The sequence below is a fragment of the Kitasatospora sp. NPDC001132 genome (genome assembly GCF_053598415.1).
Map to the genome: position 1 here is coordinate 50,159 of NZ_JBSFKF010000026.1, position 22,466 is coordinate 72,624.

The following is a 22,466-nucleotide window of genomic DNA, read 5'->3' on the forward strand; positions in this document are numbered from 1 at the left end:
GCTCTTCGCTTGCCGGGAATCCGGCGCTCCGTCAGTTCCCGGCGATGTCACGAGTCTTGTTGTGTTACTTGTCAGTTCCTAGAATGCGAGACCTGCTCACCTTTCCTGCTCCTCTCTTGCTCCGCACCGCTCGGCTCCCCGCCAGGGCGGTCCCCCCACCCCGCAAGGAGTCGCGTGTGACCAGGTCCCCACTGTCGGCGGCGCGGCGAACGCGCACGGGCGCGTCCCGGTGCGCCGCGCTGCTCGCCACCGGAGCCCTCCTCGCCACCCTCGGCCTGGCCGGCGCCCCCGCCGCCCTGGCCGACCCCGCCCCGGCCGCGCCCGCGGCCACCCGTCCGGCCGCGATCGTCGCCCTCGGCGACAGCGCCATCTCCGGAGAGGGCGCCGGCACCGACACCAACGACGGCTACTTCCCGGAGACGGACAGCCCCACCAACTACTGCCACCGCCACCCCAAGTCGGAGATCTTCGTCACCGACATCCCCGGGGTCACCCCGATCGACCTCGCCTGCTCCGGCGCCCAGACCGGCGACCTGGTGAGCGACCCGGAGCTGGCGAAGATCACCGGCCCCGGCAGCGGCGACTTCGGCGAGCCCAAGCAGGACGTCAAGCTGGCCGACACGGCGGCGAAGTACGACGTCAAGATGGTCGTCGTCACCATCGGCGCCAACGACGACTTCGACTTCAGCGGCATCATGATGCACTGCCTGGCGCAGTACTTCCCGATCCCCAAGGACCAGGGCTGCCGGGACACCATCGGCAGTGACGAGATCCGCCGTCGCGCCAAGGGCGTCCAGCCCAAGGTGGTCGCGGCGCTCCAGAACATCCGTCAGACCATGCGCAGGGCCGGCTACGCCGACTCCTCGTACCAGCTGGTCTACCAGTCGTACTTCAACCCGATCACCCCGGACATCCGGCGCAACGACTACGTCGGCAAAGTCGCCGACGGCTGCCCGGCCTTCCCCGAGGACCTCGCCTGGGGCCACAACTGGGTGGTGCCGACCCTCAGCGACGCGCTGCGTGGCGCGGCCGAGCAGGTGCCCGGCGTCCGCTACCTGGACCAGCGGCGGGTCGCCTTCGGGCACGAGGTCTGCGCGGAGTGGACGAGCTCCCCGTACGAGTACACCAACGGGGACGTCATCAACCTCTCCGAGTGGGTGCGCAACGGCTGCGACTCGCAGATCGGCATCCCCGGGCTGTGCATGAACATGGTCCGCCAGTCGTACCACCTGCGGGTGGCCGGCTACCGCGGTGAGGGCGTCTGCCTCGGCCAGTTCTACTCCCGGCCCGAGCTGGCGCAGGCGTACTGCACGCTCAACCAGCAGAACGCCACCTCGATCCAGCCGCTCAGTCCGGGCCGGCCGTTCGGCGACGTTCCCGAGGACGGCTCCTGGTACCAGCTGACCAACGCGGCCACCGGCAACGCGCTCGACCTCACCGGCGGCGGCAGCTACGGCGACTCCACCAACGGGCGGGCCGCGATCAGCTACCCGGCCACCGGCGGGCTCAACCAGTCCTTCGTCCTGGAGGCCAAGGCCGGCGGCAGCTACGAGGTCGACTTCAGCGGCAACCGCGACATGTGCCTGGACGCCAACGCCGCCTCCACCGCCCCCGGCACCCGGATCCAGCAGTGGAGCTGCAACGGTGGCGGCAACCAGCGCTGGGTGTTCAAGCCGGCCGGCGACGGCCGCTACAAGATCGCCGACTCCCAGGACCAGAGCAAGGTCCTGGCCGTCGGCAGCACCCTCGACGCCAAGGGCAACCCCTACGTCGAGCTCGCCACCGACACCGGCGCCGCCGGCCAGCTCTGGCAGCTCACCAAGCTCGGCATCGTCTACGTCCACGGCTGATCCAACCGGGGATCCTTCGGGCCGCCGCCGTCCCCGCCCGGGGCGGCGGCGGCCTCGTTCCCGCCCGGGTCCGGGGCGCCAGGGGGTTCCCGGTTCGGAGGCGTGCCGTAGGCTCACGGGAAAATCGTTGCGCCGGAGCCGCGCGGACCACGAGCGGGGCGGGGAGTACCCAGACCAGATGAGCACGGCATCGAGCACCGAGTCGTCCAGCACCCAGCCCGACGTGCCCGAGACGGCGTCCGAGACGGCGCGCGCGGAGGCCTCCGAGGAGCGCGCGGGCCGGGCGCCCGGGCGGTTCGGGGCACTGGTGGACCGCTTCGCGCCCGCGCTGGGCGCGTACGCGGTGGTCAAGGCCATCGGCCTGACCGTCTTCATGCTGCTGCTCTCGCACACCGGCGACTACCTGAAGAAGCAGCCGGGCCGCGGCGGCGGCGCCAACGCCTGGGACGTCCTGGGCACCTGGGACGGCGTCTGGTACCAGCGGATCGCCGAGAACGGGTACGACCCGCAGCTGATCCCGCTGCACGGCTTCCCGCTGGCCACCTACTACGAGAACTCCGCCGCCTTCTTCCCGCTCTACCCCTGGCTGATGCGGCTGGTCGGAGCCGTCACCGGGCTCGGCCCGTACGGCTCCGGGATCGTGGTCTCGGTGCTCGCCTCACTGGTGGCCGCGGCCGGGATCTTCGCGGTCGCCGAGCGGCTCGGCGGCCGCCGGGCGGGCGTGATCGCCGCGGTGCTCTGGGGCCTGTTCCCGGGCTCCGGCGTGGAGTGGGCGGTCTACTCGGACTCGCTGTTCGTGGCGCTGTCCGCCTGGGCCTGCTACTGCGTGATGACCCGCCGCTGGCTCGCGGCCGGCCTGCTGGCGCTGGCGGCGGGCCTCAACCGGCCGACCGCCGCCGCGCTGATCGCCGCCGTCTCGATCGCCGCGCTGGTCGCGCTGGTCCGCCGCACCGACGGGGTGGCCCGCCCGCTGACCGCGATGCTGATCACCCCCTGGGGCCTGATCGGCTACATCGCCTGGGTCGGCTGGCGGATGGGCGACTGGGGCGGCTACTTCAAGCTCCAGCAGGGCGCCTGGAACCGCTACTTCGACGGCGGTGCCTCCACCCTGCGCACGATCATGGACGTGATCACCGGCCACTGGACCTTCTGGCAGTCCAACCCCGTCCCGGACCTGATCGCGATCGCCCTGCTGATGGCCCTGCCCGGACTGCTGGTGCTGCTCTGGCGCACCCGGCCGCCGCTGGTGCTGTGGGTCTACACCGCGCTCACCATCGCCACCGCGCTGAGCAGCAACCAGATCTTCGGCAACATCTCCCGCTACCTGCTGCCCGCCTTCCCGCTCTGCATCGGCCTGGCGGTGGCGCTGCGCCGGGTGCGGACCTCCTCGCTGGCCGGGCTGCTCGCGATGCCGGTCCTCGCGGCGGGCTGGTACGCCGGGTATGCGCTGTTCGAGTTGGGCATCCCGTAGACCCGGCGTTGGTTGGCAACGGGATCATCCGGCAGCAGACGGGCCGTTGCTAACCTCGGACGCATGACGACGACCCCGCCGCCCGTGCGCCAGATCCGCGACATCTCCGGGCTGATGGACCACGCGAGCCACGTGCTGGCCACCCGGATGGCGGCCGCCTTCACCGAGCTCGGGATCACCCCGCGCGCCTACTGCGTGCTGTTCCACGCGCGGGAGGCCGAGCGCACCCAGATCCAGCTGGCCGAGCTGGCGGACCTGGACAAGACGACCATGGTGGTCACCGTCGACGAGCTGGAGAAGGCGGGCCTGGCCGAGCGCCGCCCGTCCGCGACCGACCGGCGGGCCCGGATCGTGTCCGTCACCGAGGCGGGCGAGCGGGCCGTGGCGCGGGGCACCGCGATCGCCGACCGGGTGCACCGCGAGCTGCTGGAGTCGCTGCCGGAGTCCGAGCGCGAGGTGTTCGTCTCGGCCCTGGCCCACCTGGTGGACGGCCACCTCGCGGAGCCGGTCGAGGTCGAGCGCACCGTCCGCCGCGCCCGCCGCGCCCGGGGGTAGGCCCCCGGGCGGCGCCTTCCGGGCGTCAGAACTGGCGATCGGTCAACTCGCCCGGCCGCGACCCGTGTTCGAGCGGCGGATCGAGACGGGGCGTCACGGCCAGACCAGGCAGTACAGCTGGTGCCCGGCCTCGTGCAGCCGGTTGGCGAAGTCCTGCCACTCGTGCAGCATGCTGTAGATCACGAAGGCGTCCCGCGGCCCGCGCCGGTCCGGCACGGTGGACCAGATGAAGGCGGCGGCGCCGAGTTCGGTCTCGTCGGCCTTGCGCAGCGGTTCGACGACGTTGTGGGGGAGCTGGACGACGGCGTAGTCGGGGTGCAGCACGACCAGCTCCAGCGGCGGCACCTGGTGCAGCGGGACGCCCTGGATACCGGTGAGCACCATGGCGCTCATCGTCTCCGGCTTGATCTTGGTGGAGAGGTGGCCGGTGGGGGAGCCGCTGGTCTCCATCAGGTCGCCGAGCCGCCCCAGCGCGCCGAGTTCGCCGGCGTCCAGGCCGAGCCCGCCCGGGCCGAGGGCGGTGGGAACCCTGGCGGCGGTCGCGCGGTCCGGGGCTCCGAAGTACTTGTAGGTCACCCCCACGCGTCCCTCGCTCCGCCTCTCACCCCCGCGCCGACCGCGACCCGTACCCGCTCCCGTACCCCCGCGTGCGGCCTCGGCGGGCCGTCGGGAGCCCCCCGCGGCCTCGTCGTAGCCGTCCTGCGCCTCGGACACTCGGACCATCCTCACCGGAATTCGCCGGAATCGACAGACCCCCGCACATCCGGCGCCCACCGGACGTGCTCCTTACCCGTCATGCGCCGCCGTACCCATTCGCGGTACGCGGCAGTCCTCTCCACACCCCTGCACACAAACCGGAGCCCCTGCGCACTCTGTGTACACAGTCTGACTGGTCCCCGGTCCGGTGCAGTCAGCGGCCCCTGCTGTACGGACAACCGTACAGACAACGGTGCCCGGATCATCGTTCCAGATGATCGGGTCGGACATGCAGAGCGCGAGGACACGATTTGAGACCATGTCTTTTGTGAGCTACCCCTACGAAGCCCCCCAGTCCCAGTCGCTGTTCGACCGCGCCTCCGTCGTGACGCCCGGCGGCGTCAACTCCCCGGTGCGCGCCTTCCGCGCGGTCGGCGGCACGCCGCGCTTCATGGTGTCCGGTACCGGCCCCTACCTCACCGACGCCGACGGCCGCGAGTACGTCGACCTGGTGTGCTCGTGGGGTCCGATGATCCTCGGCCACGCGCACCCCGCGGTGGTCGACGCCGTCCAGCGGGCCGTCTCCAAGGGCACCTCCTTCGGCACCCCCGGCCAGGGCGAGGTCGAGCTGGCCGAGGAGATCGTCGCCCGGGTCGCCCCGGTCGAGCAGGTCCGGCTGGTCTCCTCCGGCACCGAGGCCACCATGTCCGCGATCCGGCTGGCCCGCGGCTTCACCGGCCGGGCGAAGGTGGTCAAGTTCGCCGGCTGCTACCACGGCCACGTGGACGCGCTGCTGGCCGCCGCCGGTTCCGGCGTCGCCACCTTCGGCCTGCCGGACACCCCGGGCGTCACCGGCGCCCAGGCCGGCGACACCATCGTGCTGCCCTACAACGACCTCGCCGCCGTCGAGCGGGCCTTCGCCGCCCACCCGGGCGAGATCGCCTGTGTGATCACCGAGGCCTCGCCCGGCAACATGGGCGTCGTCCCGCCGCTGCCCGGCTTCAACGGCGGCCTGGCCCGGCTCTGCCGGGAGAACGGCGCGCTGTTCATCTCCGACGAGGTGATGACCGGCTTCCGCGTCTCCAGGGCCGGCTGGTACGGCCTGGAGGCGGCGAACGAGGGCTGGGCGCCGGACCTGCTGACCTTCGGCAAGGTCATGGGCGGCGGCTTCCCGGCCGCGGCCTTCGGCGGCCGCGCGGACGTGATGGCGCACCTGGCCCCGGCCGGCCCGGTCTACCAGGCGGGCACCCTGTCCGGGAACCCGATCGCCACCGCGGCCGGCCTGGCCCAGCTGCGCGGCTGCACCGACGAGGTGTACGCGACGGTGGACAAGGTCGCCGCCGAGGTCTCCGGCCTGGTCGCCGACGCGCTCACCAAGGAGGGCGTGGCGCACCGGCTGCAGACCGCCGGGAACATGTTCTCGGTGTTCTTCACCGAGGCCGCCGTCACCGACTACGACGAGGCGAAGACCCAGGAGGCGTACCGTTTCACCGCCTTCTTCCACGCCATGCTGGCCGAGGGCGTCTACCTGCCGCCGTCCGCCTTCGAGTCCTGGTTCGTCTCGGCGTCCCACGACGAGCGGGCGATCGAGCGGATCGCCGCCGCCCTGCCGGCCGCCGCGCGCGCCGCTGCCGCCGCCACGGCCTGACCGCCGCGGCCCTAACCCGATTCCCAGGAGTAGTCGAGAAGTGAGCGCCAAAGAGATCACCGTCGTCCACGTGATGCGGCACGGCGAGGTGCACAACCCGGAGGGCGTCCTGTACGGGCGCCTGCCGGACTACCACCTGTCCGAGCTGGGCCGGAAGATGGCCGAGCGGGTCGCCGAGGACCTGGCCGACCGGGACGTCACCCACGTGGTGGCCTCCCCGCTGGAGCGGGCCCAGGAGACCGCCGCGCCGATCGCCGAGGCGCACGGCCTGGCCGTCGCGGTGGACGAGCGGCTGATCGAGGCGGAGAACGTCTTCGAGGGCAAGACCTTCGGGGTCGGCGACGGTTCGCTGCGGAACCCGGGCTACTGGAAGTACCTCACCAACCCGTTCAAGCCCTCCTGGGGCGAGCCGTACCTCGACCAGGTGGTGCGGATGATGGGTGCGCTCGGCGCCGCCCGGGACGCCGCCCGCGGGCACGAGGCGGTCTGCGTCAGCCACCAGCTGCCGATCTGGATCCTGCGCTCCTTCGTCGAGCGCCGCCGGCTGTGGCACGACCCGCGCAACCGGCAGTGCTCGCTGGCCTCGCTGACCAGCTTCACCTTCGAGGGCGACAGGATCGTCTCGGTCGGCTACCGCGAGCCGGCCCGCGACCTGCTGCCCGCGCACCTGGTGGGCAAGGGCCGCAAGGGCGACAAGCCGGTGGGCAAGAGCTTCGGCGCCTAGCCTCCGTAAGCGGCGTGTAAGTATGACTTCGGGTCACCTGGCGAACGCCGGGTGACCCGATTTCGTCGCAGGTCAGAGGGGGTGCGACGCGCAAGGCAGGACCCCGGCGAACCCGCCCGGAACTCCATGCGAAACTTTTCACATGTCTGCCATGACGCGCCCCCGTCCCCGTGTCGCCGCAGCAGCCGCCGCCACCGTCGCCGCCGCTGCGCTCGCCCTCACCGGCTGTGCCTCCTCGGGCTCGTCGGGCAGCGGCGAGGGCCAGGTCGGCTTCGTCACGGTCAAGGGCACCAACCTGTCGAAGGCGGAGGCGGGCAAGCGCGGGGACGCGCCGGACATCACGGGGGAGACCCTGGAGGGCACCGCGGCCAAGCTCTCCGACTACCGGGGCAAGGTCGTCGTGCTGAACGTCTGGGGCTCCTGGTGCGGCCCGTGCCGGGCCGAGGCCAAGAGCCTCCAGGCCGTCTCGGAGAAGTACAAGGACCAGGGCGTCCAGTTCCTCGGCATCAACACCCGGGACACCGAGAAGCAGAACGCCCTCCGCTTCGAGCAGGAGCAGGGCGTCACCTACCCGAGCCTGTTCGACCCGGCCGGCACCCAGCTGCTCAAGTTCCCCAAGGGCAGCCTCAACCCCCAGTCCATCCCGACCACCCTGGTCGTCGACCGGGACGGCAAGCTGGCCGCCCGCGCCGTCGGCGGCACCACCGAGGACGCGCTGGAGTCGATCCTCCAGCCGGTGGTCGCGGAGCAGAAGCAGTGAGCCTGCCGCCGCTGCACCTCGCCGACGCCACCTCGACCGTCCAGAGCGGCGCGCTGCTGGCCGCCGCCCCGGTCGCGCTGGTGGCGGGGCTGGCGTCGTTCTTCTCGCCGTGCGTGCTGCCGCTGGTCCCGGGCTACCTGTCGTACGTGACCGGTTTCTCCGCCGCCGACCTCGCGGACGCCCGCGGCTCGCGTCGCGGCCGGATGCTGCTCGGCGTCGTGCTGTTCATCCTCGGCTTCACCGCGGTGTTCGTCTCCACCGGCGCCCTGTTCGGCTACTTCGGCCAGGAGCTCCAGGACTACAAGCGGATCATCAGCATCGTGTTGGGCTCGCTCACCGTGGTGATGGGCCTGGCGTTCATGGGCCTGGTGCCCGGGCTGAGCATGCGCGAGGTCCGCTCGCACCGCCGTCCGGCCGTCGGCCTGCTGGGCGCCCCGATGCTCGGGGTGGTCTTCGGCGTCGGCTGGACCCCGTGCATGGGCCCGACCCTGACCGCCGTCCAGAACCTGGCCCTCAACCAGGCCGACGCCCAGCGTGGCGCGCTGCTGACCACCTTCTACTGCCTGGGCCTCGGCGTACCGTTCATCCTGGCCGCCGTGGCGTTCCGCCGGGCGCTGGGCGCCTTCGGCTGGGTCAAGCGGCACTACCCGCTCGTCATGAGGATCGGCGGCGGCATGCTCGTCGCGGTCGGTCTGCTGCTCGTCACCGGGATCTGGGACTCGATGATGAGCCAGCTGCAGTCCTGGACCGCCGACTTCCAGATCGGAATCTGACCGTGAGCAACACCACGACCGAGACCGAGCAGCCCCCGGCGCCGGACGACAGCGCCGCCGAGCGGCTCAGCACCGCACCGGTCGAGTCCGAGGGCCCGACCGGCATAGGGGCGTTCGGCTGGGCGCGCTGGATGTGGCGCCAGCTGACCTCGATGCGGGTCGCCCTGATCCTGCTCTTCCTGCTGTCGCTGGCCGCCATCCCCGGCTCGCTGATCCCGCAGAACGGGCAGAACCAGTTCAAGGTGCAGACCTGGAAGGCGCAGCACACCACGGTCGCGCCGATCTACGAGAAGCTCCAGCTGTTCGACGTCTACAGCTCGGTCTGGTTCTCCGCGATCTACATCCTGCTGTTCGTCTCGCTGGCCGGCTGCATCGTCCCGCGCACCTGGCAGTTCGTCGGCGTGCTGCGCGCCCAGCCGCCGGCCGCCCCGCGCAACCTGACCCGGATGCCGGTGCACGCGGCCTGGCGCACCTCGGCGGACGCCGAGAAGGTGAACGCCGCCGCGCACCGGCTGCTGCGCAAGCGCGGCTTCCGCGCCCACCTGTCCGGCGGCGCGGTGTCCGCCGAGAAGGGGTACCTGCGCGAGGTCGGCAACCTGCTGTTCCACCTGTCGCTGTTCGCGCTGCTCGGCGGCTTCGCCTGGTCCAGCCTGGCCGCCGGTACCGGCGGCAAGCTGATGATCGAGGGCGAGGGCTACTCGAACACCATCACCCAGCTCGACGACTTCACCGGCACCCGCTTCTACGGCAGCCAGGACCTCGACCCCTTCTACCTGAAGCTGAACGGCTTCACCTCGCGCTTCCAGGAGAAGGGCGACCAGATCGGCGCCGCCCGGCAGTTCACCGCGAACGTCGAGTACTACGAGGGCAGCGACGAGTCGAAGCTGAAGAAGTCGACCATCGAGGTCAACCACCCGCTGGAGGTCGGCGGCAGCAAGGTCTACCTGATCGGCCACGGCTACGCCCCGTTCGTCACCGTCAGGAACGGCAAGGGCGAGGTCGTCTACCAGGGCGCCGTCCCGTTCCTGCCGCAGGACGGCAACCTGACCTCCACCGGCGTCGTGAAGGTCTCCGACTACGGCGCGGGCCCCGACGGCAACAAGACCCAGATGGGCTTCTCCGGCTTCTTCCTGCCGACCGCCCCGCTGAGCTTCGAGGGCACCGGCCCGGTCTCGCTGTTCCCCGGCGACGCTGCCCCCGAGCTGGTGCTGAACGCCTTCGCGGGCGACCTCGGCACCGACTCCGGCCTGCCGCAGAACGTCTACCAGCTCAACACCCGCAAGCTCACCCAGCTGACCCAGGACGGCCAGCCGGCCAAGGCCAGGCTCAAGCCCGGCCAGGGCTGGACCCTGCCGGACGGCTACGGCTCGGTGACCTTCGAGGGCTACAAGCAGTGGGCCAGCTTCAACATCACGCACCGCCCGGGCAACGAGATCGCCCTGGCCGGCGGAGTGCTCGCGATCCTCGGCCTGATCGGCTCGCTGTTCATCCAGCGCCGCCGGATCTGGGTGCGGGCGGTCGCCCTGCCCGGCGGCGGCACCCAGGTGGAGCTGGCCGGCCTGGCCCGCAGCGAGTCGGCGAAGATCGCCGAGGAGCTGGCGGAGCTCGCGGTCGACCTCCAGGACGACGCCCCGGCCTCCGAGGACGAGGACGAGGACGACGCCACCGAAACGGACGTACCCGAGGAGCCCGGGGACCCCACCGCCCCGAAGGCGTCCCCGGCCCCCGCAGCCCCTGCCGACCAGAACTCCAAGGAGTAGACGGTGCAACTCGCCTCGGCGGTCGACCCACAGTTGGCCGACCTCTCCAACAAGCTGATCTATTCGGCGATGGTGGTCTACACCCTCGCCATGTTCGCCCACATGATCGAGTGGACCTTCGGCAGCAGGGGCGGCGTCGCCGTCCGCTCGAAGGAACAGGCGGGCAGCCTCGCCGAGACCGTCGCCGCGGCCGGGCAGCAGGCCGCGGACAAGGCCGCGAAGAAGGTCACGGTCACCGTGGCGGGAGCCGGCGGCGGCACCACCACGCTCACCCGCACCGCGGTCGCGGGCGAGGGCGCGACGGTGGTCACCAGCGGGCGCGGCGCCGACGAGGTGGACGGCCCGGGCGCGGCCGGCACCAACGAGAAGGCCGACCTGGCCGGCCGGATCGCCATCTCGCTCACCGTGCTCGCGGCCCTGCTGCACGTGGGTGGGATCGTCACCCGCGGCCTGTCGGTCTCCCGCTGGCCGTGGGGCAACATGTACGAGTTCTCGTGCGCGTTCGCCTTCGCCATGACGGCGGCGTACCTGGTGCTGCTGGCCGCGAAGAAGAACGTCCGCTGGCTCGGCCTGCCGGTCGTCCTCGCTGGGCTGCTGACCCTCGGCATCGCCACCACGGTGCTGTACACGGACTCCGAGCAGCTCGTCCCTGCACTGCACTCGCCGTGGCTGGCGATCCACGTCTCCACCGCGATCTTCTGCGGCGGCGCCTTCTACGCGGCGTTCATCGCGACGCTGCTGTACCTCGGCAAGGACTCCTTCGACAAGCGCATGGCGGCCGGCCTCACCACCGGTCCGCTGGGCACCTCGGCCTCGATCTGGCGCCGGCTGCCCGCCGCGTCCACCTTCGACAAGCTGTCCTACCGGATCAACGCCCTGGTCTTCCCGCTGTGGACCTTCACCATCATCGCGGGCGCGATCTGGGCCGAGGCGGCCTGGGGCAAGTACTGGGAGTGGGACCCGAAGGAGACCTGGTCGTTCATCACCTGGGTCGCCTACGCCTGCTACCTGCACGCCCGTGCGACGGCCGGCTGGAAGGGCCGCAAGGCCGCCTACCTGGCGCTGGCGGCGTTCGCCTGCTGGCTCTTCAACTACTACGGCGTGAACATCTTCGTCACCGGAAAGCACTCCTACGCGGGGATCTGACCGGGGCACACGATCACCCACCGGCCCGGCTCTCCCACAGGTAGCCGGGCCGAGGTGCGACAGGGGTAGTGCGTGCCGGCCGCCGGCCGGCGCGAGAGGGAATTGAGGAGGAAATCGCGCAATGGAGTGCGACGAGGTCATGCTGACCGTCCGAATCACCGCCGCCGAGCGCATGCTGCTCCGCAGGCTCGCCCAGGGACACCGGAGCGACGTGTCCGAGGTGGTGTCCGACGCGCTGCTGGACATCATCCCCGCGCTCAGCGCGCCGGGGGACGCCTACCGGCTGCTGGGGGCGCTGGTGGTGCCCGCGCCGTGCGCCCTGACGGTCTGGCTGCCAGCCCCGCTGGCCGACCTGCTGGTGCCCGGCGCGGCCCGGATCGCCCAGATCACCGACGTCCGGATCGAGTCCGCGAGTGCCGCCCTGGGCGCGGCGCTGCGGCTCTGGCTGGCCCAGGACCCGGCCCGGCTGGCGACCAACCTCAGCGTGATGCACGCGGGCCGGCCGGCCGCCCTGATGGCCGCCTGACGGGGGTCAGCTCGCGAGCGGCAGCCGGGTGCCGTCGAGGTCCGGAGCGGCGGGGCGGCCCTCGCAGGCGTCCCGCCGGGCCGGCGCCGTCGGGCTCTCGACCGGCCCGTCCAACGGCGCGGTGAGCAGCACGCACTCGGCCGCCGTCCGGCCGTCCTGGACCAGCAGGACCCGAACCGGCAGCCGTCCGCCCGCCCCGGTCGCCCCGGAGGCCGGCTCGGGGACCGCCCGGACGAAGCAGGGCCGGTCCAGTTCGATGTGGTGCTCGAAGGAGGTCACCAGCTCGACCGGCACCACCGGCTCGGGGTGGCGCAGCCGCTGGGCGGCCTGCCGGGCGGCCTCCAGCACCAGCATCCCGGGCACGTGGTCCAGCTCCTGGTCGAACAGCACCGGGTGGGTGGCGTCGGCCCGCAGCAGCCAGGTGTCCGGGGCGAGGGTCGGGCTGAGCACCACGTCCGCGGGCTGCGCGCGGCCGACCAGCTGGGGTGCGGCCGGCGCCGGCGGCCGCGGCGGGGCGGCGCGCCGCTCAGGGCCGCGCAGCCGGGCGTACGAGGCGGGGGAGAGCACCCGCAGCCGACCGCTGCCGTGGCCGACCGGCCGGCCGTCCCGGGTGGCGTCGACGCACACCCGCAGCGAGGCCAGTTCGCCGTGCCGGATCCGGACGTCCTCGCAGCCGACGGCCAGCATCAGCGAGGCGGGGCCGGCGCCGACGGCCAGGCCCGGCAGCCCGGGCCCGTCGAGCGCGTAGGAGAGGTCCTCCAGCACGAAGTGGTGGCCGCGCGGCACCCCGAACCCGGCGTGGCCGACCAGCAGCCCCGCCTGGCGGATCGTTTCGGCCAGCAGCACCGGGTCGTGGTAGCGGTCCCCGGGCAGCCGGTAGAAGCCGTGCAGCCGGGGCCACTGGGCGCCGAGCAGGAAGTCGTACGGGCCGGTGGCCTGCCAGCCGGTGAGGAAGACCTCGGACACCGAGGCGCGGTGCACCAGGTGCCGGGAGACGGTCCGGTCGTGGAAGTCGTAGCCGGTCGCGGGGCCGTCGTGGAAGAGGTCGAAGCCGCCGCCGCTGCCCGGGCCGGGGTGGGCGCACGGGCCGAGCGGGTCCGGCTCTACGATCGATGGCATGACGGGCCCCCGCTTCAGGGTGTCGGTCGGAGCGGCCGCTACGGCCGTCCGAGCAAAACATACATACCACCCGGTTTGTGTTCGGCGACTGGGGGTGCCCGGGCCGCACTCGCCGGCCTGATCACGCTACCCGCCCCGTGGACTGGGGGAATGCCCGTTCGGAGGGTCTCGGACCATCGGTGGGGGCCCGTACCCGCTGGACGGCGGGGACGGCGAGCGCGTTGCAGGCGCTAGATTAGATACCAACCATGCGGTTTCGGAAGATGCCGTCCGCATGCGAGCGCCGCTCCCGAAGGGGCCGCGCCGACAGCTGCCGGGCGGGGCGGGGATCGCGCCCGGTCGAGTCCGGAGGGGGCCAGTGGTCAAGCAGGAACGGGCTGGGCGGACCCGGCAGGCCGTACTGCTCGCCGCCGCCGAGACCTTCGCGCGGGTGGGCTTCGAGGCCGCCAGCCTGGTCGACATCAGCCGCCGGGCCGGGGTGAGCAAGGGCGCCCTGTACTTCCACTTCGTCTCCAAGCAGGCGCTCGCCGACGGGGTGCGGCGCGCCTCCGGGCGGGAGGTCGGCTCGGCCGCGCTGCGCGCGCTGCGGGCCGACGGCCCGGCGCTCCAGGGCCTGATCGACTTCTCGCACGAGCTGGCCCGGCTGCTGCGCGAGGACGTGGTGGTGCGGGCCGGCGTCCGGCTGGGCCGCTCGGGCGCGAGCCGGGGCGGCCTCCGGGAGGGGGCGGGCGGGTCTGCTCCGGTGGCCCCCGAGGTCGCCTGGCGCGGCCTCGCCGCCGTCGTCCACCGGCTGCTGGACCGCGCCGCGGACGCCGGGGAGCTGTGCCCTGGGGTGGACCGGCGGACCGCCGCGGAACTGCTCACCGCGGTGGCGGCGGGCCAGGTGCTGCTCGCGGGCGAGGAGGCCGGCCGGCCCGGGCCGGAGGACGTGAGCCGGCTCTGGACGGCCGCGCTGCCGGCCCTGGTGCCGTCGGAACGGCGGGCGGGCTACCGGCTCTGATCGCCGGCCCGGGCCGGCGATCAGAGCCGGTAGCCCGGCGACGCTCGGCGACGCTCGGCGACGCTCAGCCGCGCTCGGCGACGCTCAGCCGGGCGAGCGCGTGCGGTTGGACCAGGCCGGGCAGCAGCAGCGTCCAGAGGTCGGCCAGCCGCTGGATCAGGTCCTGCCGGTCGGTCAGCACCTGGGAGCTCAGCTGGATGCCGGTGACGGCCCCGGTGATCACCCCGGAGGCCGCGGTCAGGTCGATCCCCGGGTGGAGCTCGCCGGCCTCCTGGGCGCGCGCCAGCAGCTCGCGGACCATGTCCATCCAGCCCTGGTAGGCCGCGAGCTGCGGCTGGGTGAAGCTGCCGTGCTCGATGGTCAGCCGGATGCTGCCGCGCACCAGCGGGTCGGTCTGGAGCGCGCGGGCGAAGGCGTACGCGAGGTCGATCAGGTTCTGCACCGGGCTGTCCGAGGCCGGTGACCAGCCGGAGATGAAGATGCCCTGGCCCTCGATGACGGCGAGCGCCAGCTCCTCCTTGGAGCGGAAGTGGAAGTACAGCGCGCCCTTGGTGACGCCGGCGCGGTCCAGGATCTCGGACATGGTGGCGGCGGCGTAGCCCCGCTCGTCGAACACCTCGGCCGCCGCGAGGAGTACCGCCTGGCGGGTCGCCAGCGCGCGGGCCTGCCTGGCCATCGCAGCCTCCCTGGAAAGTTCTGGTCTCGGCAGCGGCCGATCCTACGGGGGCGGACCTGGTGGCGGACGCATGCCGTCCAGTACGCATCCTACCGAGCCCGCCGCGGGCCCTTCCGGCCCCGGCCGACCACGCGGTGGCGCCGCCGGCCCGGCCCCGGGCGAACGCCGACGGCCGGCCACCCGGGTGGGGTGACCGGCCGTCGGCTCGGGCCGTGGACCGTCAGGCGGCCTGCTGCCAGCTGAACGGCGAGTAGTACGCCGGGCGGCGCTCCAGGCGCTGCCAGCTGGCGATCGGCTCGACCGGTGCGGCGGCTGCGGCCTGCTGCGCGACGGCTGCGCGCGCGGCGAGGACGGCGGTCAGGGCGGCGAGTTCCTCGTCGGTGAGACTGCCGCGGACGATGCGGACGAGGGGTTCGGCGGAAGCGGTCATGTCCTGGTTTCTCCCCCGGTTGCTGTGGTCTGAGGTGGGTGCCGGTACGGAAGGCTGCGGTGCGCGCGTGCGGTGGAGCCGCTCCGCTACATCGGCGGGTTGCCGTGCTTGCGGCTGGGCAGGTCGGCGTGCTTGGTGCGGAGCATGGCCAGGGCGGAGGCGATCACCTGGCGGGTCTCGGCGGGGTCGATGACGTCGTCCACGAGGCCGCGCTCGGCCGCGTAGTACGGGTGCATCAGCTCGTTCTTGTATTCCTTGATCTTCTGGGCGCGCATGGCGTCCGGGTCCTCGGCGGCGTTGATCTCGCGGCGGAAGATGACGTTGGCGGCGCCCTCGGCACCCATCACGGCGATCTCGTTGGTCGGCCAGGCGTAGGACAGGTCGGCGCCGATGGAGCGGGAGTCCATCACGATGTAGGCACCGCCGTAGGCCTTGCGCAGGATGAGCGAGATGCGCGGCACAGTGGCGTTGCAGTACGCGTAGAGCAGCTTGGCGCCGTGGCGGATGATGCCGCCGTGCTCCTGGTCGACGCCGGGCAGGAAGCCGGGGACGTCGAGGAGGGTGACCAGCGGGATGTTGAAGGCGTCGCACATCTGCACGAAGCGGGCGGCCTTCTCGCTGGCGTTGATGTCCAGGACGCCGGCCAGCGACTGCGGCTGGTTGGCGATGATGCCGACGACGTGGCCGTCGACGCGGGCGAGCACGCACAGGACGTTGGTGGCCCAGCGCTCGTGGACCTCCAGGTACTCGCCGTGGTCGACGATCTCCTCGATGACCTTGCGCATGTCGTACGGGCGGTTGCCGTCGGCGGGCACCAGGTCCAGCAGGCTGTCGTTGCGGCGCTCGACCGGGTCGTCGCTGACGACGGAGGGCGGCATCTCGCGGTTGTTCTGCGGGAGCAGCGACAGGAGGTAGCGGACCTCCTCGATGCAGGACTGCTCGTCGTCGTAGACGAAGTGGGAGACGCCGGAGACGCCGGCGTGGACGTCCGCGCCGCCGAGGCCGTTCTGGGTGATCTTCTCGCCGGTCACCGCCTGGACGACGTCGGGGCCGGTGATGAACATCTGCGAGGTCTCGCGGACCATGAAGACGAAGTCGGTCAGCGCGGGGGAGTACGCGGCGCCGCCGGCGCACGGGCCGAGCATCACCGAGATCTGCGGGATGACGCCGGAGGCCTTGGTGTTGCGCTGGAAGATGCCTCCGTAACCGGCCAGGGCGGTGACGCCCTCCTGGATGCGGGCGCCGGCGCCGTCGTTCAGCGAGACCAGCGGGGCGCCGGCCGCGATGGCCATGTCCATGATCTTGTGGATCTTCTGCGCGTGGGCCTCGCCCAGCGCGCCGCCGAAGATCCGGAAGTCGTGCGCGTAGGTGAACACGGTGCGCCCGTGCACGGTGCCCCAGCCGACGATCACGCCGTCGGTGTGCGGCTTCTTGGCCTCCAGGCCGAAGCCCTGGGCGCGGTGCCGGCGCAGCGGCTCGACCTCCTGGAAGGAGCCCTCGTCCAGCAGCAGCTCGATGCGCTCGCGGGCGGTCAGCTTGCCCTTGGCGTGCTGGGCCTCGGTGGCCTTGTCGCTGGGGCCGCGGCGGACCTTCTCGCGCAGCTCGTGCAACTCGGCGACCCGTCCGCGGGCGTCGGCCGGAATCTCGGGAACCTCGCCGTCGACCGGCGCCTCATGCACAACCGTCATCTCGAACCACTCCAAGGGTGAGGGAACTGTCCGACAGCCAACGTCTGCTGTGCCCCCGGCTGCGAATCACTTTCTTCACTTATGACTGTACGAGGGGCCGTGCGCTGGTTTCGGCGTCGATTCCGTACAAGGTCGGGTTCGTTTAGCTGTCAGGCCTGCACAGAAGCGGTCGGTGTGGTCACTGAGCGCTCGGTGTTCGCTTGGATACCGGGGGTTGTCGAACAGATGATGGTCCGATGATCTGAGCATGAATAAAAGCGCAGGTCAGGGCCGTCTCCCGGTACTGTAAGTCGGTCCTCTTGTGGCGCGCTCAAGGTCCGCTCAAGCCCGGCTGTCGGGGGCCCGCCGCCGGGGTGAGGGGGTCGCGAGTCGTAGGGAAGCGCCAAAAACACCGCAGCCCACCCCGTGTGCTGGGGGTGGGCTGTCCGGGCGAGCGTGCGGACCTGCCGCGATCAGCTCTTCCTGCCGTCCTCGGGTTCGTCGCGGTCGCGCAGATCCCGCTCGCGGCGACGGAGATCGGCCTCCCACTGCTTGAGCATGTCCTCGTGATCTTTGTCGTTCTTCTTCAACGAGGCGAGGAACTCGGGGTCGTCGTCGGGGGCCAGCGGGCGTCCGCCGGGGCGGCCGGGGCGGTCGTCGGCCGGGTACCCGGTGCGGGCCCCGGCGGACGCGGCCCGCAGGAAGCCGCGCTGCTTGCCGGCGATCAGCCAGGCGATCGGGCCCAGTGGCGGGAAGAGCAGCACGATCAGCACCCAGACCACCTTGGGCAGGTGCTTCACCTCGTCCTCGGGGGTGGTCAGACAGTCCACGAACGCCCAGACCCAGAGCGCGAGCGGAAGGATGATGGTCAGAAGAATCCTCGGCACGGCTGGGATCTCCCCCCGGGCGACGGCGGCGGCGGGCGCCTACCAGGGGCCCTTGACCGAGCCAGGTTATCGGGTGGCGGATACTGACAGGCATGGCATACGACGATCTCCGCTCGTTTCTCCGCGCCCTCGACCGCGAGGGTGACCTCAAGCGCATCAAGGCCGAGGTGGACCCGCACCTGGAGATCGGCGAGATCGTCGACCGGGTGCAGAAGGCCAAGGGCCCGGCGCTGCTCTTCGAGAACGTCAAGGGCTCGTCGATGCCGCTGGCGATGAACGTCTTCGGCACCGAGCGGCGGCTGGCCAAGGCGCTCGGCCTCAAGGGCCCGGACGACATCTCCGAGAAGATCGCCGGCCTGCTCAAGCCCGAGCTGCCGCAGGGCTTCACCGGCTTCCGGGACGCCTTCGGCAAGCTCGCCTCGATGGCGCACGTCCCGCCCCGGCACGTGAAGTCCGGCGACGCCCCCGTGCAGGAGGTCGTGCTCACCGGCGACGACGTCAACCTGGACGAGCTGCCCGCCCTCTTCACCTGGCCGCTGGACGGCGGCTCCTTCTTCAACCTGGGCCTGACCCACACCAAGGACCCGGACAGCGGCATCCGCAACCTGGGCCTCTACCGGCTCCAGCGGCACGACCGCCGCACCATCGGCATGCACTGGCAGATCCACAAGGACAGCCGCAACCACTACGCCGTCGCGGCCAGGCGCGGCGAGCGCCTCCCGGTCGCGATCGCCTTCGGTTGCCCGCCCGCCGTCACCTACGCGGCCACCGCGCCGCTGCCCGGGGACATCGACGAGTACCTCTTCGCCGGCTTCATCGCCGGGGAGCGGGTCCGGATGGTCGACTGCAAGACCGTGCCGCTCCAGGTCCCGGCCGACGCCGAGGTGGTCCTGGAGGGCTGGCTGGAGCCCGGCGAGATGCTGCCCGAGGGCCCGTTCGGCGACCACACCGGCTTCTACACCCCGCAGGAGCCGTTCCCGGCGCTGAAGATCGACTGCGTGACGATGCGCCGCCGGCCGATCCTCCAGTCCATCGTGGTCGGCCGCCCGCCGACGGAGGACGGCCCGCTGGGCAAGTTCACCGAGCGCTTCTTCCTGCCGCTGCTGAAGATCATCATCCCGGACATCGTCGACTACGACCTGCCCGAGGCCGGCGGCTTCCACAACTGCGTGATCGTCTCGATCGACAAGAAGTACCCCAAGCACGCCCAGAAGACGATGCACGCGATCTGGGGCGCGCACATGATGTCGCTGACCAAGCTGATCATCGTGGTGGACTCCGACTGCGACGTGCACGACTACCAGGAAGTCGCCTGGCGGGCCTTCGGCAACGTCGACTACAGCCGCGACCTCACCGTCGTCGAGGGCCCGGTCGACCACCTCGACCACGCCTCGTACCAGCAGTTCTGGGGCGGCAAGGCCGGCATCGACGCCACCCGCAAGCTGCCCGAGGAGGGCTACACCCGGGACGGCGGCTGGCCCGAGATGGTGTCCTCGGACCCGGCCACGGCCGCCCTGGTGTCGCGCCGCTGGAAGGAGTACGGACTGTGAGCACGGCCGCCGTCGAGACCCCCGGGCGCACGAAGGCCTTCCTGCGCCTGGTGATGATCGAGCACTCGGTCTTCGCCCTGCCCTTCGCCTACATCGCCGCGCTGTCCGCGATGTTCCTCGCGGACGGGCGGGTGCACTGGGGCGAACTGTTCATCGTCACGGTCTGCATGGTCGGGCTGCGCACCTTCGCGATGGCCGCGAACCGGATCATCGACCGCGAGATCGACGCCCGGAACGCGCGGACCGCCACGCGCGAACTCGTCACCGGCGCGGTCTCGTTGAGGACCGCGTACGTCGGCTCGGCCGTCGCGCTGGTGGTCTTCCTCGGCGCGGCCGCGATGCTCAACCCGCTCTGCCTGGCGCTCGCGCCGGTGGCCGTGGTGCCGATGGTCGTCTACCCGTACGGCAAGCGGTTCACCGACTTCCCGCAGGCGATCCTCGGCCTGGCCCAGGCGATGGGCCCGGTCGGCGCCTGGCTCGCGGTGACGGGCAGCTGGTCCTGGGACGCGGTGGTGCTGGGCGTGGCCGTCGGCATCTGGATCGGCGGGTTCGACCTGGTCTACGCCTGCCAGGACGTCGAGTCCGACCGCGAGCACGGAGTGCGCTCGGTGCCGGCGCGGTTCGGGGTGCCGGCGGCGATCCGGGGCGCGCGCGTGTGCCACGTCCTGACGACGCTCCTGCTGGGCTGGTTCGCGGTCCTGACGGACGCCGGGGTGGCGTTCTGGATGGGCCTGGCGGTCGTCGCGGGCGCGTTCGTCTACGAGCACACCATCGTGAAGCCGAACGACCTCTCGAAGCTCAACCGGGCGTTCTTCCAGACGAACGGCTTCGTGGGGATCTCGCTCTTCTTCTTCGCCCTGGTGGACCTGCTCGTCCGCGGGCTCGGGATCTGATCCCGGAGGCCGGTCGAGCGAGCGACCGGGGCGGCAGGCGGACGACCGTGCCGCCCCGGCCGCTCGGTCGACCGGGGCGGCACGCGTCCCGTCCGGGGTGGTCTCAGCCGTGCAGGAAGCCCTCCAGCGACGCCGCCAGGGCCACCGGGGCCTCGTACATCGGGTAGTGCCCGCTGCCGGCGAGCTCCTCCAACTCGGCGTTGGGGTAGTGGCCGAGGAAGGTGCCGCGCATCACCTCGGCGGTGAGGGCGAGGTCGTGCTCGCCGACGATCACCTTCACCGGCACCGGGTTGCCGTCGATCCGGGGCCGCAGGTCGGCCGTCGTCCAGTCGCGGACGTAGCCGCCGAAGGCCTCGGGGGTGGACAGCCGCAGGGACTGGTCGACCATGCGGTCGAGCCAGACCCGGCCGGCCCGCTGGCCCGTCACCAGGTCCAGGATCGCGAAGCGCTTCTCCCGGTCCTCGGCGGCGCCGTGGAACAGCGCCTCGCCGGCCTCGTCCAGCTGGTACGGCCCGGCGGGCACCGGGGCCAGCCCGACGAGCTTGCGCACCCGCAGCGGCGCCTCGGCGAGCACCTGCTGGGCCGCCTTGCCGCCCATCGAGTGGCCGACCAGCGAGAAGCGGTCCCAGCCGAGCTGGTCGGCCAGGGCGAGCGCGTCGGCGGCGATCTCGGCGAGCGTGTACGCGCCGGGGACGTCCTTGCGCCGCCCGTAGCCGCGGTAGTCGAGGAAGGCGTAGCCGAACGCGTCGCCGTCGAGGTAGTCGAGGAACGGGCCCCAGCCCGCGCTGGTGCCGAACCAGTCGTGCAGGACCAGGACGTGGTGGTCTCCGGTGCCGACCAGGTGGTGAGGGATCGTCATGCCAACGGTCGTTCCCCGCGATCCGCCCGCCCGAACGGACGGTTCGCGGGGAGCGGTCGGCCCGCTACGCCTCGGTGACGAGGGCCTTGTACTGGGCCGCCGAGAGCAGGTCCTTCAGTTCGTCGGCCTTGGTCACGGTGAGCTCGATGATCCAGCCGTCGCCGTACGCGTCGCCGTTGAGCACCTCGGGTTCGTCGCTCAGCTCCGTGTTGATCGCGGCGACCGTCCCGGACAGCGGCGCGTAGAGCTCGCTCACCGACTTGACCGACTCCACCGTGCCGAAGACCTGGCCGGCTTCGAGCTTGTCGCCCACTGAGGGGAGTTCGACGAAGACGAGGTCGCCGAGCTGCTTCTGGGCGTAGTCGGTGATGCCGACGCGGGCCCGGTCCTTCCCCACCGTCTCCACCCACTCGTGGTCGCTGGTGTACTTGAGGTTCGTCGGGATGGTGCTCATGGCGGCCTCCGGGGAGTCGGCATCGGAGCTGACGGGTCGACAGGTCCGAGGAGGAGCCTGCTACAGCCGCCGCCCCTGCGCCGCCAAGCTCACCCGATCGGGTGAAATCAGGCGTCGCGCCGGGCGAAGGCCGGGGCGTGCTCGGGGAGCGGACCGAGGGCGATCGGGCGGACAGCGCCTGCCGGAAGCCGGGGGCGAAGCGGGCCGGCGGCACGGCGGCTCCGGAAGGGGGCGCGACGACGGGTCGGCCGGCGCCCGTCAGCCCATCAGGAGCAGCCGGTCGCCGACCCGCAGGCGGCCAGGGGCGGCGACCTCGGCGAGGGCGTCGAGCAGGCCGTCGTGGGCGTGCACGACGGCCTTGAGGATCTCCGGCGCGTGCGGCAGCCCGGGCTGCGGGGCGCCGGTCATCGCGCAGCGCTCGCTGGACGCGACGAAGGAGAGCCGGGCGCTGCCGGGGGCCTCGCCGGACGCCTGGCGGCCGAGCCAGGCGTCCTCGACGAACGGCGGGGTGCCGGGCGGGGTGCGCAGCACGATGTTGGGGCGGAACCGGCGCTCGTCGACCACGGCGAACGGGACGGCCTCGCGGACCCAGTCCAGGGTGGCGGTGCTGAGCACGCTGACCGGCAGCCGGTCGAAGTGGGAGACGGCGTCCTCGCGGGCGAGTTCGACGTCCTCGCGCTGGAGGTAGGCGCGCAGGAAGGCGTTCGGGCGGTCGACCGGGCGGCCGAGCGGGTCGAACAGTTCGGGCCCGTCGATCCGGTGGCCGAGCCGGGCGGAGAGGCGGAGCAGTCCGTCCATCCGGCGGAAGCGGCGGGTGTTCTTGCCCGAGCCGAGCTTGCCGGCCGCGTCGCGGACGGCGTAGAGGCGGTCGCCGGCCAGGCCGCGCTCGTCCACCTCGACGGAGTCGAGCCGCTCGCCGCCGGCGGATTTCACGGGGTAGCGCCAGAGTCGCTCGATCACTCCGATGATCTCAGCCATGGCCGGAAAGCGTACTGGCGTTGACGGGGGATGGTCTAGACCAA

Annotated in this window: 22 protein-coding genes; 13 read left to right on the top strand and 9 right to left on the bottom strand. The window is 72.0% G+C overall.

Annotated features, from left to right (window positions below):
- Nucleotides 1–176: 176 nt before the first annotated feature.
- The 3 genes from ACWDBE_RS28440 (at nucleotide 177) to ACWDBE_RS28450 (ending at nucleotide 3,876) form a co-directional block, all read left to right on the top strand.
- The gene (locus ACWDBE_RS28440) at nucleotides 177–1,850 is read left to right on the top strand and encodes an RICIN domain-containing protein (RefSeq protein WP_449809467.1); all 1,674 of its coding nucleotides are present in this window, start codon (nucleotides 177–179) and stop codon (nucleotides 1,848–1,850) included.
- A 178-nt stretch (nucleotides 1,851–2,028) separates the two neighbouring features.
- Nucleotides 2,029–3,321, top strand: a complete 1,293-nt coding sequence (locus ACWDBE_RS28445; protein ID WP_449791038.1) for a glycosyltransferase family 39 protein — start codon at nucleotides 2,029–2,031, stop codon at nucleotides 3,319–3,321.
- A gap of 63 nt (nucleotides 3,322–3,384) precedes the next feature.
- On the top strand, nucleotides 3,385–3,876 hold the full coding sequence (locus ACWDBE_RS28450) for a MarR family winged helix-turn-helix transcriptional regulator (RefSeq protein WP_449791039.1): 492 nt from the start codon (nucleotides 3,385–3,387) through the stop codon (nucleotides 3,874–3,876).
- 93 nt (nucleotides 3,877–3,969) lie between these two features.
- Here the strand turns inward: ACWDBE_RS28450 and ACWDBE_RS28455 are convergent, their stop codons facing one another.
- Complete coding sequence (locus ACWDBE_RS28455) at nucleotides 3,970–4,452, bottom strand: hypothetical protein (RefSeq protein WP_374119985.1); 483 nt, start codon at nucleotides 4,450–4,452, stop codon at nucleotides 3,970–3,972.
- Between the two features lie 439 nt (nucleotides 4,453–4,891).
- Between ACWDBE_RS28455 and hemL the strand changes: the two genes are divergently transcribed.
- From hemL to ACWDBE_RS28490, 7 genes are all read left to right on the top strand, one after another.
- Nucleotides 4,892–6,220 (top strand): glutamate-1-semialdehyde 2,1-aminomutase, encoded by a 1,329-nt coding sequence (hemL, locus tag ACWDBE_RS28460; RefSeq protein WP_449791040.1) that lies wholly within the window; start codon nucleotides 4,892–4,894, stop codon nucleotides 6,218–6,220.
- A gap of 73 nt (nucleotides 6,221–6,293) precedes the next feature.
- Nucleotides 6,294–6,944 carry a histidine phosphatase family protein gene (locus ACWDBE_RS28465; RefSeq protein ID WP_449791050.1) on the top strand — a complete coding sequence of 217 codons (651 nt, stop codon included), beginning with the start codon at nucleotides 6,294–6,296 and terminating at the stop codon, nucleotides 6,942–6,944.
- A 142-nt stretch (nucleotides 6,945–7,086) separates the two neighbouring features.
- Nucleotides 7,087–7,704, top strand: a complete 618-nt coding sequence (locus tag ACWDBE_RS28470; RefSeq protein ID WP_449791041.1) for a TlpA family protein disulfide reductase — start codon at nucleotides 7,087–7,089, stop codon at nucleotides 7,702–7,704.
- A gap of 2 nt (nucleotides 7,705–7,706) precedes the next feature.
- On the top strand, nucleotides 7,707–8,477 hold the full coding sequence (locus ACWDBE_RS28475; protein ID WP_359902907.1) for a cytochrome c biogenesis CcdA family protein: 771 nt from the start codon (nucleotides 7,707–7,709) through the stop codon (nucleotides 8,475–8,477).
- 2 nt (nucleotides 8,478–8,479) lie between these two features.
- Nucleotides 8,480–10,237 (top strand): cytochrome c biogenesis protein ResB, encoded by a 1,758-nt coding sequence (resB, locus tag ACWDBE_RS28480; RefSeq protein ID WP_449791042.1) that lies wholly within the window; start codon nucleotides 8,480–8,482, stop codon nucleotides 10,235–10,237.
- Between the two features lie 3 nt (nucleotides 10,238–10,240).
- Nucleotides 10,241–11,383 (top strand): c-type cytochrome biogenesis protein CcsB, encoded by a 1,143-nt coding sequence (ccsB, locus tag ACWDBE_RS28485; protein ID WP_449791043.1) that lies wholly within the window; start codon nucleotides 10,241–10,243, stop codon nucleotides 11,381–11,383.
- A gap of 139 nt (nucleotides 11,384–11,522) precedes the next feature.
- Nucleotides 11,523–11,909, top strand: coding sequence for a hypothetical protein (locus ACWDBE_RS28490; RefSeq protein ID WP_449809468.1), 387 nt, complete (start codon nucleotides 11,523–11,525; stop codon nucleotides 11,907–11,909).
- A gap of 6 nt (nucleotides 11,910–11,915) precedes the next feature.
- On the opposite strand, the gene ACWDBE_RS28495 is transcribed toward ACWDBE_RS28490, so the two are convergent.
- Nucleotides 11,916–13,028, bottom strand: a complete 1,113-nt coding sequence (locus ACWDBE_RS28495) for a ScbA/BarX family gamma-butyrolactone biosynthesis protein (RefSeq protein ID WP_449809469.1) — start codon at nucleotides 13,026–13,028, stop codon at nucleotides 11,916–11,918.
- A 358-nt stretch (nucleotides 13,029–13,386) separates the two neighbouring features.
- Between ACWDBE_RS28495 and ACWDBE_RS28500 the strand changes: the two genes are divergently transcribed.
- Nucleotides 13,387–14,028 carry a ScbR family autoregulator-binding transcription factor gene (locus tag ACWDBE_RS28500; RefSeq protein ID WP_449809470.1) on the top strand — a complete coding sequence of 214 codons (642 nt, stop codon included), beginning with the start codon at nucleotides 13,387–13,389 and terminating at the stop codon, nucleotides 14,026–14,028.
- Nucleotides 14,029–14,092: 64 nt separating this feature from the next.
- On the opposite strand, the gene ACWDBE_RS28505 is transcribed toward ACWDBE_RS28500, so the two are convergent.
- The 4 genes from ACWDBE_RS28505 to ACWDBE_RS28520 all read right to left on the bottom strand — a co-directional run bounded on the left by ACWDBE_RS28505 (nucleotide 14,093) and on the right by ACWDBE_RS28520 (nucleotide 17,688).
- Nucleotides 14,093–14,704 carry a ScbR family autoregulator-binding transcription factor gene (locus ACWDBE_RS28505; RefSeq protein ID WP_449788109.1) on the bottom strand — a complete coding sequence of 204 codons (612 nt, stop codon included), beginning with the start codon at nucleotides 14,702–14,704 and terminating at the stop codon, nucleotides 14,093–14,095.
- 220 nt (nucleotides 14,705–14,924) lie between these two features.
- Entirely contained in the window at nucleotides 14,925–15,134 is a 210-nt protein-coding gene (locus ACWDBE_RS28510) for an acyl-CoA carboxylase epsilon subunit (RefSeq protein ID WP_392867631.1), read from the bottom strand.
- Between the two features lie 86 nt (nucleotides 15,135–15,220).
- Nucleotides 15,221–16,822 (bottom strand): acyl-CoA carboxylase subunit beta, encoded by a 1,602-nt coding sequence (locus ACWDBE_RS28515; RefSeq protein ID WP_449788110.1) that lies wholly within the window; start codon nucleotides 16,820–16,822, stop codon nucleotides 15,221–15,223.
- Nucleotides 16,823–17,274: 452 nt separating this feature from the next.
- Nucleotides 17,275–17,688, bottom strand: coding sequence for a PLD nuclease N-terminal domain-containing protein (locus tag ACWDBE_RS28520; RefSeq protein WP_449788111.1), 414 nt, complete (start codon nucleotides 17,686–17,688; stop codon nucleotides 17,275–17,277).
- Between the two features lie 92 nt (nucleotides 17,689–17,780).
- On the opposite strand from ACWDBE_RS28520, the gene ACWDBE_RS28525 reads away from it, so the two are divergent.
- A complete protein-coding gene (locus tag ACWDBE_RS28525; RefSeq protein ID WP_392867623.1) occupies nucleotides 17,781–19,238 on the top strand; it encodes a menaquinone biosynthesis decarboxylase in 1,458 nt (485 codons plus the stop codon).
- Nucleotides 19,217–20,131, top strand: a complete 915-nt coding sequence (gene mqnP / locus ACWDBE_RS28530) for a menaquinone biosynthesis prenyltransferase MqnP (RefSeq protein WP_449809483.1) — start codon at nucleotides 19,217–19,219, stop codon at nucleotides 20,129–20,131. The genes ACWDBE_RS28525 and mqnP overlap by 22 nt, the downstream gene beginning before the upstream one ends.
- Nucleotides 20,132–20,234: 103 nt before the next feature.
- On the opposite strand, the gene ACWDBE_RS28535 is transcribed toward mqnP, so the two are convergent.
- The 3 genes from ACWDBE_RS28535 to ACWDBE_RS28545 form a co-directional block, all read right to left on the bottom strand.
- The gene (locus ACWDBE_RS28535) at nucleotides 20,235–20,990 is read right to left on the bottom strand and encodes an alpha/beta fold hydrolase (RefSeq protein ID WP_449788112.1); all 756 of its coding nucleotides are present in this window, start codon (nucleotides 20,988–20,990) and stop codon (nucleotides 20,235–20,237) included.
- A 64-nt stretch (nucleotides 20,991–21,054) separates the two neighbouring features.
- Nucleotides 21,055–21,444, bottom strand: coding sequence for a glycine cleavage system protein GcvH (gcvH, locus tag ACWDBE_RS28540; protein WP_449788113.1), 390 nt, complete (start codon nucleotides 21,442–21,444; stop codon nucleotides 21,055–21,057).
- A gap of 258 nt (nucleotides 21,445–21,702) precedes the next feature.
- Complete coding sequence (locus ACWDBE_RS28545) at nucleotides 21,703–22,422, bottom strand: MOSC domain-containing protein (RefSeq protein ID WP_449809471.1); 720 nt, start codon at nucleotides 22,420–22,422, stop codon at nucleotides 21,703–21,705.
- Nucleotides 22,423–22,466: the final 44 nt, after the last annotated feature.

What these genes read in the sequence shown, in the direction of transcription:
- ACWDBE_RS28445 (WP_449791038.1), top strand. Translation starts at nt 2,029, where the DNA reads ATGAGCACGGCATCGAGCACCGAGTCGTCCAGCACCCAGCCCGACGTG.
- ACWDBE_RS28450 (WP_449791039.1), top strand. Translation starts at nt 3,385, where the DNA reads ATGACGACGACCCCGCCGCCCGTGCGCCAGATCCGCGACATCTCCGGG.
- hemL (WP_449791040.1), top strand. Translation starts at nt 4,892, where the DNA reads ATGTCTTTTGTGAGCTACCCCTACGAAGCCCCCCAGTCCCAGTCGCTG.
- ACWDBE_RS28465 (WP_449791050.1), top strand. Translation starts at nt 6,294, where the DNA reads ATGCGGCACGGCGAGGTGCACAACCCGGAGGGCGTCCTGTACGGGCGC.
- ACWDBE_RS28470 (WP_449791041.1), top strand. Translation starts at nt 7,087, where the DNA reads ATGTCTGCCATGACGCGCCCCCGTCCCCGTGTCGCCGCAGCAGCCGCC.
- ACWDBE_RS28490 (WP_449809468.1), top strand. Translation starts at nt 11,523, where the DNA reads ATGCTGACCGTCCGAATCACCGCCGCCGAGCGCATGCTGCTCCGCAGG.
- ACWDBE_RS28495 (WP_449809469.1), bottom strand. Translation starts at nt 13,028, where the DNA reads ATGCCATCGATCGTAGAGCCGGACCCGCTCGGCCCGTGCGCCCACCCC.
- ACWDBE_RS28505 (WP_449788109.1), bottom strand. Translation starts at nt 14,704, where the DNA reads ATGGCCAGGCAGGCCCGCGCGCTGGCGACCCGCCAGGCGGTACTCCTC.
- ACWDBE_RS28510 (WP_392867631.1), bottom strand. Translation starts at nt 15,134, where the DNA reads ATGACCGCTTCCGCCGAACCCCTCGTCCGCATCGTCCGCGGCAGTCTC.
- ACWDBE_RS28515 (WP_449788110.1), bottom strand. Translation starts at nt 16,822, where the DNA reads ATGACGGTTGTGCATGAGGCGCCGGTCGACGGCGAGGTTCCCGAGATT.
- ACWDBE_RS28525 (WP_392867623.1), top strand. Translation starts at nt 17,781, where the DNA reads ATGGCATACGACGATCTCCGCTCGTTTCTCCGCGCCCTCGACCGCGAG.
- ACWDBE_RS28535 (WP_449788112.1), bottom strand. Translation starts at nt 20,990, where the DNA reads ATGACGATCCCTCACCACCTGGTCGGCACCGGAGACCACCACGTCCTG.
- gcvH (WP_449788113.1), bottom strand. Translation starts at nt 21,444, where the DNA reads ATGAGCACCATCCCGACGAACCTCAAGTACACCAGCGACCACGAGTGG.
- ACWDBE_RS28545 (WP_449809471.1), bottom strand. Translation starts at nt 22,422, where the DNA reads ATGGCTGAGATCATCGGAGTGATCGAGCGACTCTGGCGCTACCCCGTG.